The sequence below is a fragment of the Achromobacter sp. B7 genome (assembly GCF_003600685.1).
Lineage (GTDB): Bacteria > Pseudomonadota > Gammaproteobacteria > Burkholderiales > Burkholderiaceae_B > Achromobacter > Achromobacter spanius_B.
This window is the reverse complement of the sequence record NZ_CP032084.1, coordinates 2,760,786-2,773,299: the sequence shown is the minus strand read 5'-3', so window position 1 is coordinate 2,773,299 and position 12,514 is coordinate 2,760,786. Positions and strand designations below refer to the sequence as shown.

Sequence of the window (12,514 nt, the reverse complement as noted above, 5' to 3'; positions counted from 1 at the left end):
GCCGTGAGTATATTTTTATCCTGGGCGCGGATCAGTCCAGCTCGGCGCGAGAAAACAGATCTTGAATCAGCTTTTTGTCTTCGCACGCAGCCTTGAACGCCAGGGCGAAGGCCTTAAGCGCTTCGCTATCGGACGAATAAGCGCAGAACGTATCGGCTTCCGGATCGAAATCGATCGACTCATCCAGGTCCGGCTGTTTCTCGGTCAGAAAAACGACCGCCAGCGAGGTCCAGTCGTAGCCCGTCCCCAGGAAACCCTCTACCCTTCTGCGGCGGAAAACTTCTTCCTTGTATTCCCCGACATTCAGGCTTACCGAGAAGTTGCCTTCGTATTCCATCCAGGAAAAAGGCTTGATTGCTTCTTCGAAATCGATAGTCACTGCGCTCAAAGCTCCTTGAATCGCCGGCCGCCAACAATAGCGGCCGGGCTGATGCGCGGAACGTGCCCGCCGCATCTTGTGCGCGCCCATTAGAGGCAATTATTGCGATGTGTGCAACGCGCGCGATTTTTGCCCCGACCTGGGGCGCGCGTGCCGGCCCGCCTGACAGCCCCGCTGCAACCGCTCAAAAGGGCGCGGGCCAACGATAAAAAAAGGGGGAATTGAAGGGGACTGCCCCATCAGGCAGTCTCCATCAATCCCCCCAAACGCCGGCGCCCATCAAAGCGCCGCCACGGATTACCGATCAGAACGTACGTGCCACCGAGAACACCGCACCCAGTCGGCCGGACGGGTGGCCGTACTTGGTGGGCAGCCAGTTGTCCTTGGTGGCGCCCACGGCCGCCAGCCCCAGCACCCAGCCCTTGATGTCCTTGGTGACGCCCAGCTTGTAGTCCACGTAGTGGCCGATGGAGTCGCCGTCCATGTTTGTTTGGTTCTTCAGCTTTTGATAGCCCAGGTGTCCCAGCAGGCCCCAGCCATCGCCCAGGTCGAACGTGGCGGTGCCGTCCAGGTACCACGTACCCTTGCTGTCGGGCGTGCTGAAAAAGTCGCTGGGCGTGTAGGAATACTTCAGCGAGTAGTTGCCGTAGGACGCGCCCAGGTAGAGGTCGGTGTTGTTGTAGTTACCGCCCTTGGGCGAGCTGGAACCGGGGTAGTAGTAATGCAGCACGCCGGCGTCCAGCGTGAAGCCGCCGCCCACGTCGCCCTTCCAGCCGCCGTAGAAATCCATTTCCAGGTTGCCGTCGGTAAACACGAAGTCGGAGACGTTGGAGTTCCAGTTGCCCAGGTAGAAGCCCGAACTATGGGTCAGGTCGATGCCAACTTGCACGGCGGGCCGGAAGTCGGTCTGGGAATAGCCGCGGAAGCGATAGTCGCTGGCGATGGTGGCGTTACCGCTAAGAGAAAAACCGCCTCCAAGATCGGTGGGTTCGGCCTGGGCCGTCGAGGCGAAACAAGCGGCAAGCGCAAAAGGCAAGGCTAGCAACGTCTTCTTCATGGTGCGGAGTCCTGATCGGATTTAACGAGGAGGAGGACGGCCGTTGGCGCATCCGTCTGGCCGGCTTTGCTGCGGTAGGTGCCGGCTCTATTCCCTTCAAGCAATGTCCATGCCAGGTTTCATTCGGGTGACAAACCGCTGGCTGCAAGCTGATAGACAGGCTGGTGCGCCCGCCCGGGGCGTCCTGCACCGCCCGTCATGGTTCAAGATGGCGCGCTGCGTGCACTACAAGCGGGCAAGCGCCCACATGACAACGGCGCGCCATGCATCAAGTTGGGGCACGGGACGTAGCGTCGAAATCAAGCAGAGCCGAATCAAGCTGAGCCGAAATCAGCAGGGTTGAATCCTGGTAGAGTCGAATCCAAGCCCAATAAAAAACCCCGGCACGCCGCGTGGCGTGTCGGGGTTGGTCTTGCCCGCGTCCACCCCACAAAGGCGGCGGACGGGACTGGCTTAGTTAGCCGAGGGCGCGGGCGGCGGAGGTGCATCCGCACCGGCCGCAGGAGGCGGCGGCATACCCGGCTTGCCCTTGCCGTGGCGCCCTTCCATCTTGGCGTGACGTTCCTGCATCTTGGCTTCGCGGTCCTTGACCATCTTGGTCACCTGGCCGCGCTGCGTGTCGTTCAGGCTGTCCCACACCGCCAGCCATTGGTCACGCACCTGCTTGGCTTGCGGGCCGAACGCGTCGTGCGACTGCTCGGACTGCGCCGCCAGCGCGCGCGGGTCCAGCTTGCCGCTGTCCAGTTGCGACTTGAGCAGGTCGTGGCGCTTGGCGCCGGCGGCGCGCATCGCCTCGTGCAGGCTGCGCTGGCCGTCCTGCGCGGTCTTGAACAGCGCTTGTTGCTTGTCGTCCAACTTCAGCTGGTCGACCTGCGCCTTGGAAACCGGACCCAGGCCCGGGATGAACAATCCGTCGCGCATGCCCTTGTGGAACTCGCCACCACGCGGGCCTTGGTGATGCATGGCGGCCGGGCCACCGTCGGCCGGCGCCGGGGGTGCAGCCATGGCGGAGCCAGCCACCAAACCGCCCGTCGCGGCGACAAAAGCAAGAGCGGCCAAATTGGAGCGAATAGCGAATCGGGACATGTGTGTCTCCTGAAAGTGAAGAAAGCGAGGCCATTGTGCTGTCGGCCCAGTTTCAACCGGGTTTCGCCGTCGCGTTCCATGTTTCAGTCGATTGCGTGCGTGCCAGACGTGAAAACGGAGCCTTGGAAGGCTCCGTTCTGATCCTGATCCACCACGCCGAAGCTCGCCTCGGGGCGGCGCCGGGTGGCGTCAGGTAGCGTCCCACGCCGCCATGTATTCCTTCCAGTGCGGTGCGTCGCTGGCGGACAGCGTATCGCGCACCAGGGCGATCTCGGCGTCATACGCCGTGCGGTCCAGCTCGCCACGCAGGAAGCGAAAGCGGCAGTACACCAGCCAGGTGTTGACGACGTCGGTTTCGCAATAGGCGCGGACCTCGTCGGCGCGGCCGGTGTGCCATGCTTCCCAGACCTTGCTGCCGTCCATGCCCAGCTTGCCGGGAAAGCCGCACAGCTTGGCCAGGTCGTCCAGCGGCGCGTTGGCGCGGCCGTTGTACTTGGCCAGCACGTCCATCAAATCCAGATGCCGCGTGTGATAACGGGCAATGTAGTTGTTGAACTTGAAATCGCGGTCTTCTTCGCCCATGTCCCAATAGCGGGGCGCGGGCACGCCCAGGATCAGGCTGCGGTAGTGCAGCACGGGCAGGTCGAAACCCGAGCCATTCCAGCTGATGAGCTTGGGCGTATAGCGTTCGATCGTCTTGAAGAAGCCGGCCAGCAAGGCGGCTTCAGGGTCGTCCGCCTGGCCCAGCGTCTTGACGCGAAAGCCTTGGTCGTCGCGGAACACACAGCCCACCACCGCAACCTTGTGCAGATGCAGCGGCAGGAAATCGTGCCCGACGGCTTCGCGGCGCGCGGCCAGCGCGCGTTCCACCACTTCCAGGTCCGAGACCTCTTGGCCCCAGCCGTTGAGCTTGCGCAGCCCATCGGCATCGGGGATGGTTTCAAGGTCGAATACCAGGGTGGGCGTCATCGCGTGGGCAGGTACTGCATCGGGTCGACCGGCGTGCCTTGGCGACGGATTTCAAAGTGCAGGCGCGGCGACGTAGTGTCGCTTTGGCCAAGTTCGGCGATCTTGGCGCCGCGCTTGACGTTCTGGCCCGTCTTCACGAGCAGCGCGCGGTTGTGCGCGTAAGCGGTAATGAAGCCGTTCTGGTGTTCAACGATGATCAGGTTGCCCAAGCCGCGCACGCCGTTGCCGCTGTACTTGACCAGGCCATCCGCCGCGGCGGTGATCGGGTCGCCCAGCGCGCCGGAAATGTCGATGCCCTTGCTGCTGGCGTTAAAGGTCTGCACGATGGCGCCGCTGGCCGGCCATGCCCAGTTGATGACGCTGGCGTCCGCCGCGCGCGGGGCGGGCTTGACGTCGACCGGCGCGGGCGCGGGCGTTGCATCGGGCGGCGGCGTGGTCGTCGTGGCAGCGGGGGTTTCCGGCTGGTCAAGCGGACGCGGTTGCGGCTTGACGCTGGCGATCGGTGCGGGCTGCGCGCCCGTGCTGGAGCCGCCGGACATCTTCAGCACCTGGCCGACTGAGATCTGGTTGGGGTCGCTGAGGTTATTCCAGCGCTTGACGCTTTCGATATCCACGTTGTTGGCGCGGGCGATCTTGTAAAGCGTGTCGCCCGGCTTGACCACATAGCTGCCACCGGGCTGAGCCGTTGACGCTGGCTGTCCGGCGGTCATGTCGACCACCGGAGCGCGAGTTCCTTTTGATGCGCAGCCGGCCAAAATAGCCAGGCTGAGTGCCCCCACGATAAAGAGCGGGCGGCGCAGGCGCGTCATGGACGCGCCCATAGTCATATCGGTCAGTTGCGACTGCCCGTTGAGCATACGTTTCTCCTGTTTGCTCAAGATTGTATTCCGGCGCGTAGCGGCACAAAGCGCACGGCCTCTAATTCAGTGCGTTTCCAGCTGGCCGCGCCGGTGCGTTCGATCAGCACCAAGCGCTGGTTCGTGCCCCCTTCGGGAGCGATCAGGCGTCCGCCCGGCGCCAGCTGCGTAAGCAGCGCTTGCGGAATGGCCAGGCCAGCGGCAGCCACAACGATAGCATCGAACGGCGCCACGCCGGGCAGGCCCAGCGTGCCGTCGCCATAGATCAGGCGGATGCGCGTAGTCAGCCGCAAGGCGCGTAAATGCTCGCGCGCAAGCTCGTAAAGACCACGGATGCGTTCAATGGAATGGACCTCGCGCACGAACTGCGCGAGCACTGCCGCTTGATAGCCGCAACCCGCGCCCACTTCCAACACGCGGGTCGGCGCGCGGTCTTCGCAAGCCGCCGCGATCATGCGCGCGACCACCCACGGTTGCGAGATGGTTTGTGAATGGCCGATGGGCAACGCGGCGTCTTCGTACGCGCGGCTGGCCAGTGCTTCGTCGACAAACAGATGACGCGGCACGGCGGCCATGGCGTTCAAGACGCGCTCGTCGGTGATGCCCTGGCCCCGCAGGCGCTGCACCATCGCCTGGCGCAGTCGGTCCGAATTCAAGCCAAGATTGTTTCCCGCCGCAGGCGCCGGCGCCTGGGTCTGGCGGGGCAGCGTGGCGGCTGAAATACGGGTGTTGCTGTTGGTGGCCGTGACGCCGGGGCTGAGGCGACCCGAGTCGTAGCGGGCCGGGCTGGGCCGGCCGGGCACGGCCTGCGAGACATCGGGTTGGCTTACGCGTTTGCGCATAACGGCTCCGCCCAGGTTCTGATTTCGTCCAGCTGGCTGTGCTGGGTCAGGTCCAGCCGCAAGGGCGTGACCGATACCGTGCCCTGCTCCACCGCATGGAAATCGGTGCCGGGCGTGGCGTCGGCCGCCAGGCCGACCGGGCCGATCCAGTACACCGTGTCGCCATAAGGCGTGGTGGTGCGCACGACGGGCTGCGAGGGATGCCGCTTGCCCAAACGCGTAACCGCGAAGCCGTGCAGGTCTTCAAAGCGGCGGTTCGGGATATTCACATTTAGCAGCACGGGCGCGGCCAGCGGTTGGGCCAGATGGCGTTCCACCACCTGGCGGGCCGCGCGCGCGGCTGACTCGATGTGTTCCCAGCCCTTTTCCGCCAACGAAAACGCAATGGCGGGAATGCCGAACAGATAGCCTTCGCTAGCGGCGGCCACCGTGCCGGAATACAAGGTGTCGTCGCCCATGTTGGCGCCGTTGTTGATGCCGGACACGACCAGGTCGGGCCGGGTATCCATCAAGCCGGTCAGCGCCACGTGCACGCAATCGGACGGCGTGCCATTGACGGCGATGAAGCCGTTCGAGGCCGTGCGCACGGACAAGGGGCGGTTCAAGGTCAGGGAATTGGAAGCGCCGCTGTGGTTGGTCTCGGGCGCAACGACGGTGAGATCGCCCAGGCCTTGCAGCGCCGCTACCAGCGCTTCGAGCCCAGGGGCCGAATAACCATCATCGTTCGAAACCAGAATTCGCATTGTGCATCCGAAAGAAAATAAAACGCGGAAGGACGTGTCGGATTGTACCGTCCGCCGTCCCGCCCTGTATGACTGCGTGCAACCACGGGGCTTGGACGCCACGCTCGATAACCCGTAGCCAGGGGTGGCGCGCGGCGCGGTAGAATCCGCGCCATTACGACAACAACGGACTCCCTTTCCATGGCGATTACCGAACCCTCCCTGGCGTTCACCGCCGCGCTCATCCTGCTGGCTTACCTGATCGGCTCCGTGCCGTTCGCCGTGGTCGTCAGCAAGCTGATGGGGCTGCAGGACCCTCGCAGCTACGGGTCCAAGAACCCGGGCGCGACCAATGTGCTGCGTACCGGCAACAAGACGGCCGCCGCGCTGACCTTGCTGGGCGACGCGGCCAAGGGTTGGTTCGCCATCTGGCTGGCCGAAAGACTGGCCCCCGGCATCGCGCCGGCCGGTCTGGCGCTGGTGGCGCTGGCCGCTTTCGTGGGCCACCTGTATCCGGTTTTTCTCGGTTTCAAGGGCGGCAAGGGCGTGGCAACGGCGCTGGGTGTGCTGGTCGCGATCCAGCCCTGGCTGGCCGTGGCCACCGCCGCCACCTGGCTGATCGTTGCCGTGTTCTTCCGGTATTCGTCGCTGGCTTCGCTGGTGGCGGCATTCTTCGCGCCGGTCTACTACGTGTTCGGCTCGGGCCTGGCCTGGTACGCGCAGCCGGCCATGGGCGTGGCGCTGGCGGTGATCGGCGTGCTGCTGTTCTATCGTCACCGCGCCAACATCACGCGCCTGGTCCAGGGCACCGAAAGCAAGATCGGCGGCAAGAAAAAGCCCGGTTGATCAGGCAATATCGGCAAGATCCCAGCGGGGTTTGACCGTGAAGCTGTGCGCATCGGCGTCCAGTTTCACCAGCCCGGCCTTGACCCTTTCAGCCGCCGCGAAGGCGATCATCGCGCCGTTATCGGTGCACAGTTCCAAGGGCGGAAAATACGCCTGGGCCCGCAAGGGCTTGAGCGCCGCGGCCAATTTGGCCCGCAACAACTGATTGGCCCCCACGCCGCCGGCCACCACCAGACGGCGCAATCCCGTCTGCTTCAACGCCTTGATTGCCTTGGCGGCCAATACGTCCACGATCGCGCCCTGAGTCGCCGCCGCCAGGTCGGCCCGCGTCTGCCCGTCCAGCCCGCCCGCCTTTTCCGCCGCCTTCACGCGGGTCAGCACGGCGGTTTTCAAACCGCTGAAACTGAAGTCCAGGTCACCGCTGTGCAACATGGGGCGCGGCAGGTCGAAACGGCTGGCATCGCCCTGCCCCGCCAGCTTTGCCAGCGCCGGGCCGCCGGGATAGCCCAGGCCCATCAGCTTGGCCGATTTGTCGAAGGCTTCGCCCGCGGCGTCGTCCAGCGTTTCGCCCAGCAGTTCGTAGCGTCCCACGCCGTCCACCCGCATCAGCTGCGTATGGCCGCCGGACACCAGCAACGCCACAAAAGGAAAGTCGGGGCGCGGGTCGGCCAACATGGGCGACAGCAGGTGGCCTTCCAGGTGATGGATGCCGATGGCCGGCAAATGCCGTGACCACGCGAAGGACTGCGCCACGCTGGCGCCTACCAGCAAGGCGCCGGCCAAGCCCGGCCCGGCCGTATAGGCCACCGCGCCGATATCCGACATTTGCAGGCCCGCGTCTTGCAGCACCTGGCGAGTCAAGGGAACCACGCGCCGGATATGGTCGCGCGAGGCAAGTTCGGGCACCACGCCACCATATTCCTGGTGCATGGCGATCTGGGTATGCAGCGCGTGCGCCAGCAGACCGCGTTCCGTACAGACGGCTGCGACACCGGTTTCGTCGCAGGAGCTTTCAAAGCCGAGGATAATCATGGCGGCAGAGTTTACAACTGATGCGAAAATACGCGAGTTTTGAAATGGTGCGGCACCTGTGGGGCGCCGCCTACAACAACCGACAAGCCTGCAAACACACTGGGGACTGGAATGCTGGAGAAGTTATTCAAGCTGCGTGAACACGGCACGAACGCGCGCACCGAGATCGTGGCCGGTCTGACGACGTTCCTGACGATGTCCTACATCATCTTCGTCAATCCGGACATCCTGTCGTCCACCGGCATGGACCGCGATGCTGTCTTCGTGGCCACCTGCCTGGCGGCCGCGCTGGGTTCGCTGGTGATGGCATTGATCGCCAACTGGCCGATCGGCATGGCGCCCGGCATGGGCCTGAACGCCTTCTTCGCGTTCACCGTCGTCAAGACCATGGGCTACACCTGGGAACAAGCGCTGGGCGCCGTGTTCATTTCGGGCGTGATCTTCTTGATCCTGACGATATCGGGCATCCGCGTCTGGCTGGTCAAAGGCATTCCGCATTCCCTGCGCAGCGCGATTGCGGCGGGCATCGGGCTGTTTTTGGCAATTATCGCGCTGTCCAGCGCCGGCATCGTGGTTGCCCACCCGGCCACCAAGGTTTCCCTGGGTAACTTGACCACCCACGGCCCGCTGTTCGCCATCCTGGGCTTTTTCATCATTGCGTCGCTGGATGCGTTGCGCGTGCGCGGCGCCATCCTGATCGGCATCATCGTGGTCACCGTGCTGTCGATGGCGCTGGGCTACAACGAGTTCAAGGGCATCTTCTCGGCCCCGCCCAGCCTGGCACCCACCTTCCTGAAACTGGACGTCATGGGCGCGCTGCACAGCGGTTTCGTGCACGTGATCCTGGTGTTCGTGCTGGTTGAAGTGTTCGACGCGACCGGCACGCTGGTGGGCGTGGCCAAGCGCGCCGGCCTGGTCCCCGAAGGCCGGCCCAACCGCCTGGGCCGCGCTCTGTTCGCGGACAGCACCGCCATCGTCGCCGGCTCGGCCCTGGGCACCAGCAGCACCACGGCCTTCGTGGAAAGCGCATCGGGTGTGCAGGCCGGCGGCCGTACCGGCATGACCGCACTGGTCGTGGCGCTGCTGTTCCTGGCCGCCCTGTTCATCTCGCCGCTGGCCGGCGCCGTCCCCGCCTACGCCACCGCGCCCGCCCTGCTCTACGTGGCCGGCCTGATGATGCGCGAACTGATCGATATCGACTGGAACGAAGTCACCGAAGCGACCCCGGCCGCGCTGACCGCACTGGTCATGCCGTTCACGTACTCGATCGCCAACGGCATCGCCTTCGGCTTCATCAGCTATGTGGTCCTCAAAACCGCCACGGGCAAGGTCCGCGACGTGCACCCGGCCACGTGGCTGGTGGCCGTGCTGTTCGTGATCCGGTACGCGTTCTTTCCGGAATAGCGTGGTGCAATGGCGGGCATAGCGCCCGCCAATACAACCCGCCCGGCCGCAAGGTTGCTGCCTGCTTCGGTTGAATTCGTCGATACACTCCCCATGTATCTCGTATGGAGTTCACCTTGCGCCCTATCCGCTTTGTCCCCGTGTTGCCGTCCTGTCGTGCCGTTGCCTTGAACCAGGAGACGTCCGCATGAGCGCCCTTGCCCGCATCCCGTTTTCGGTCCTGGATTTGGCCCCGATAGTTCAGGGCCGCGATGCCGCGGACGCGTTTCGCAACACCGTGGCGGTGGCCCAGCACGTTGAGAAGCTGGGATACAACCGCTTCTGGTTGGCCGAGCACCACAACATCAACGGCATCGCTTCCAGCGCGACGGCCGTGCTGATCGGCCATGTGGCCGGACACACGAGCACGCTGCGCGTTGGCTCCGGCGGCATCATGTTGCCCAACCACGCGCCGTTGATCATTGCCGAGCAGTTCGGCACCCTTGAAACGCTTTACCCCGGCCGCATTGACCTGGGCCTGGGCCGCGCGCCCGGTAGCGATGGCGCCACGCAGCACGCGCTGCGCCGTGGCCCCCGCAGCGGCCTGGAATTTCCGGCGCTGGTGGAAGAATTGCGCGGCTTCCTGGCGGCTTCCCGCCCTGGGCAGCCCGTGCGCGCCATTCCCGGCGAAGGGCTGGACATTCCGATCTGGCTGCTGGGTTCCAGCGATTTCAGCGCCCGCCTGGCTGCCGAATTGGGCCTGCCGTTTTCGTTTGCGGGGCATTTCTCGCCCGAAGGCATGGCGGCCATGCGCCTGTACCGGCACCTGTTCAAGCCGTCGGCCACGCTGTCGCGTCCTTACGCGATGATCGGCGTGCCGGTCGTGGCGGCCGAAACCGATGAAGCCGCCCGGCGCCAGGCGACCACGCAGCAGCTTAAATTCCTGTCTTTGGTACGCGGCCACCGCCTGCAATTGCAGCCGCCGGTCGACAACATGGATGGTTTGTGGAACGAATGGGAGCGTGAGGCGGTCAATCAAAGATTGGGCGCTTCCATCGTGGGCGGGCCGGACACCGTCAAGCGGCGGCTGGAGGCCCTGGTGGCCGAAACCGAGGCCGACGAAGTCATGATCGTGTCCGACTTCTTCGATATCGCGGATCGCCTGCGCTCTTTCGAGATCGTCGCGTCGTTGAAGAACGATGCCGGCGTCTCTACAAAAACTGCGGTCTAAGCACCGCTGACTGCGCTCTCCACTGCGCCAACCATTGCGACGCTGCCATCGCCGGCTCTACTATTACGCCAGAGCGCGTGGCACATAAAGCGTCGCCGAATCAGGCCGGGGCAGGCACACCCCGGATCTCGACACCGACTTTTTGCGCCGCGCTCCGCGGCAAGGATCCAAAATGAGTATTGTTGAACTCACCAAAGAAAGCTTCCAGGACGCCATCACGCCGGACGGTACCCTGATCGTCGACTTCTGGGCTCCGTGGTGCGGCCCGTGCCGTGGCTTTGCTCCAGTTTTTGAGCAGGCCGCGACCGAGCACACCGATGTCACGTTCGCCAAGGTGAACACCGACGTCGAGCAGGAACTGGCTGGCGCCCTGGGAATCCGCTCGATTCCCACGCTGATGGTCTTCCGTGAGAAAGTCCTGCTGTTCTCGCAACCCGGCGCCTTGTCGGGCGGGCAGCTCAACGAGCTGCTGGCCAAGATCAAGGAGGTGGACATGGAAAAGGTCCACCAGGAAATCGCCGCGGCGCAAGACAGCCAGAACGCGTAAATGACAAAGGGGCCCCACAGCGGGCCCCTTTCCGTTGGGGTGCGCGGTCTATTCGGCGGCTCAGGACACGAGCTCCCACGCCGAGCGTCCGCGCGTGATGTTGGCGACAGTGACCTCGAGGTCACCCAGCGCGCTGCGCGGCACGACGAAGCACAGCGACACGCCGTCCGGGTTGAAGTCTTCCTGTTGCACCACCGCCCCGGCTTGCGCCAGGCGCGACTTCAACAACGCCAATTCCGCGAAACCGCAGGTGCATGTCACCGTGGCAAGATCCACGATTTCGGTACGCTGCCCCAGGCGCAGGCAATTGGCGGCGCAACCGCCATAGGCCCGCACCAGCCCGCCCGCGCCCAGCTTGATGCCGCCATACCAGCGCACCACCAGCACCGCCACGCGGTCCATGTCCTGCCCTTCAATGGCTTGCAGGATGGGGCGGCCGGCCGTGCCGCCGGGCTCGCCATCGTCGTTGAACCGATATTCCTGCCCAATGCGATAGGCCCAGCAATTGTGGGTGGCCTCGGGATCACTGTGTTCGGCAAAGAAACGCATCGCCTCGTCCACGGTGGCAACCGGGGCGGCGTAGGCGACAAAGCGGCTTTTCTTGATGTCTTCCTGATACGAGCAGGAAGCGGTCAACGTGTGCGTCATGCCCGGCATTGTAAGTGCTGGGCCAGGGCCCGCCGCTAGCCGTGGCAGTCGGGCACTTCCTGGTCAAGATAGACGTCGAAGGCCACATCGCGCGCCCATTTCGCGGTCATCGCCTTCCAGGCGCCAGCTTCGCTCCAGGCGCGCATTTCGTTCGCCATCCAGGCCCGGCTGACCGTGTCCGAGGCGGGCAGCAGCCACACCCGTTCACGGGTCTCGCCGTCGGCGGCAAGCGTTGACGAGAACTTCTTCCACTCTGGAAAGCGCACCAGCGGTTCCCAAACGGCGTCATCCACCAGCCCGACGTCGCAAGCGCCTTCGCGCACCGCTACCAGCGCATCGGACGGCACGCGGTACGTGCGCACCGCCGCGCCCCAGCTTGCCGCCAGGGATCGGGCGTGGGTGTCCGCTTCGGCCATGCAGACGGTGTGCCCCTTTGCGTCGGCCGGCTTGCGCAGGCGGGTGTCGCTGCGTATCACCGCCTTGGGGCGCGCGCGGTAGCCCGTGGGTTGCACGGCGACGGTAGCCGGCGCGGGCTGGGCGTCGGCATCATCGGCCAGCACCACGTCCACTTTCCCGGCCGCCAGTGCCGCGTCGGCCTCATCCGCCGTCACCTGTTGCAAACGGACGGGCAGCTTCAGGCTGGCGCCCAGGCGTTCGGCCATGTTCGCGTCCAGCCCGTCGGGCGTACGGATCTTGGCGCCGGCCACGGGCGGCGGCGCCAGATACGGCACGCCCACCACCAGTTCCCCGCGCGCATGGGCTGCGGTAAAGGGGGCCGGCTGGGCATGCGCCGCGCTTGTGCCGACCAGCAGCATGCATGCTGTGGTCAGGGCAAGGCGGCGCAAGAGTCGCGTGGGCTGAAACATGGGCTGGAACTTGAACTAAGGCTGGGACTTTGGCTTTGGACTTGGGTTT

Annotated in this window: 14 protein-coding genes; 4 read left to right on the top strand and 10 right to left on the bottom strand. The window is 64.8% G+C overall.

Going from position 1 to position 12,514, the window contains the following annotated elements; translation table 11 throughout:
• Nucleotides 1-31 precede the first annotated feature (31 nt).
• The 7 genes from DVB37_RS12545 to surE form a co-directional block, all read right to left on the bottom strand.
• On the bottom strand, nucleotides 32-379 hold the full coding sequence (locus tag DVB37_RS12545; protein ID WP_240434101.1) for an Imm51 family immunity protein: 348 nt from the start codon (nucleotides 377-379) through the stop codon (nucleotides 32-34).
• A 304-nt stretch (nucleotides 380-683) separates the two neighbouring features.
• Nucleotides 684-1,436 (bottom strand): TorF family putative porin, encoded by a 753-nt coding sequence (locus tag DVB37_RS12540; RefSeq protein ID WP_104143884.1) that lies wholly within the window; start codon nucleotides 1,434-1,436, stop codon nucleotides 684-686.
• 453 nt (nucleotides 1,437-1,889) lie between these two features.
• A complete protein-coding gene (locus DVB37_RS12535) occupies nucleotides 1,890-2,522 on the bottom strand; it encodes a hypothetical protein (protein ID WP_046804986.1) in 633 nt (210 codons plus the stop codon).
• Between the two features lie 189 nt (nucleotides 2,523-2,711).
• Nucleotides 2,712-3,491, bottom strand: coding sequence for a 3'-5' exonuclease (locus DVB37_RS12530; protein ID WP_046804987.1), 780 nt, complete (start codon nucleotides 3,489-3,491; stop codon nucleotides 2,712-2,714).
• Nucleotides 3,488-4,348, bottom strand: a complete 861-nt coding sequence (locus DVB37_RS12525; RefSeq protein WP_046804988.1) for a peptidoglycan DD-metalloendopeptidase family protein — start codon at nucleotides 4,346-4,348, stop codon at nucleotides 3,488-3,490. Before DVB37_RS12525 ends, DVB37_RS12530 begins: the two co-directional genes overlap by 4 nt.
• Nucleotides 4,349-4,365: 17 nt before the next feature.
• Nucleotides 4,366-5,190, bottom strand: a complete 825-nt coding sequence (locus DVB37_RS12520) for a protein-L-isoaspartate(D-aspartate) O-methyltransferase (protein WP_046804989.1) — start codon at nucleotides 5,188-5,190, stop codon at nucleotides 4,366-4,368.
• Nucleotides 5,175-5,933 carry a 5'/3'-nucleotidase SurE gene (surE, locus tag DVB37_RS12515; protein WP_046804990.1) on the bottom strand — a complete coding sequence of 253 codons (759 nt, stop codon included), beginning with the start codon at nucleotides 5,931-5,933 and terminating at the stop codon, nucleotides 5,175-5,177. Before surE ends, DVB37_RS12520 begins: the two co-directional genes overlap by 16 nt.
• Before the next feature lie 180 nt (nucleotides 5,934-6,113).
• Between surE and plsY the strand changes: the two genes are divergently transcribed.
• Nucleotides 6,114-6,758, top strand: a complete 645-nt coding sequence (plsY, locus tag DVB37_RS12510) for a glycerol-3-phosphate 1-O-acyltransferase PlsY (protein ID WP_046804991.1) — start codon at nucleotides 6,114-6,116, stop codon at nucleotides 6,756-6,758.
• Here the strand turns inward: plsY and tsaD are convergent, their stop codons facing one another.
• On the bottom strand, nucleotides 6,759-7,790 hold the full coding sequence (gene tsaD, locus DVB37_RS12505; protein ID WP_120155393.1) for a tRNA (adenosine(37)-N6)-threonylcarbamoyltransferase complex transferase subunit TsaD: 1,032 nt from the start codon (nucleotides 7,788-7,790) through the stop codon (nucleotides 6,759-6,761).
• Between the two features lie 111 nt (nucleotides 7,791-7,901).
• Between tsaD and DVB37_RS12500 the strand changes: the two genes are divergently transcribed.
• From DVB37_RS12500 to DVB37_RS12490, 3 genes are all read left to right on the top strand, one after another.
• A complete protein-coding gene (locus DVB37_RS12500) occupies nucleotides 7,902-9,194 on the top strand; it encodes an NCS2 family permease (RefSeq protein ID WP_046804993.1) in 1,293 nt (430 codons plus the stop codon).
• A 187-nt stretch (nucleotides 9,195-9,381) separates the two neighbouring features.
• Nucleotides 9,382-10,404, top strand: coding sequence for an LLM class flavin-dependent oxidoreductase (locus tag DVB37_RS12495; protein WP_046804994.1), 1,023 nt, complete (start codon nucleotides 9,382-9,384; stop codon nucleotides 10,402-10,404).
• Nucleotides 10,405-10,576: 172 nt separating this feature from the next.
• On the top strand, nucleotides 10,577-10,951 hold the full coding sequence (locus DVB37_RS12490) for a co-chaperone YbbN (RefSeq protein ID WP_006219735.1): 375 nt from the start codon (nucleotides 10,577-10,579) through the stop codon (nucleotides 10,949-10,951).
• 60 nt (nucleotides 10,952-11,011) lie between these two features.
• Here the strand turns inward: DVB37_RS12490 and DVB37_RS12485 are convergent, their stop codons facing one another.
• Both DVB37_RS12485 and DVB37_RS12480 read right to left on the bottom strand, forming a co-directional pair.
• Complete coding sequence (locus DVB37_RS12485) at nucleotides 11,012-11,599, bottom strand: YigZ family protein (RefSeq protein WP_120157473.1); 588 nt, start codon at nucleotides 11,597-11,599, stop codon at nucleotides 11,012-11,014.
• Between the two features lie 35 nt (nucleotides 11,600-11,634).
• A complete protein-coding gene (locus tag DVB37_RS12480) occupies nucleotides 11,635-12,465 on the bottom strand; it encodes a transporter substrate-binding domain-containing protein (RefSeq protein WP_120155391.1) in 831 nt (276 codons plus the stop codon).
• Nucleotides 12,466-12,514 lie beyond the last annotated feature (49 nt).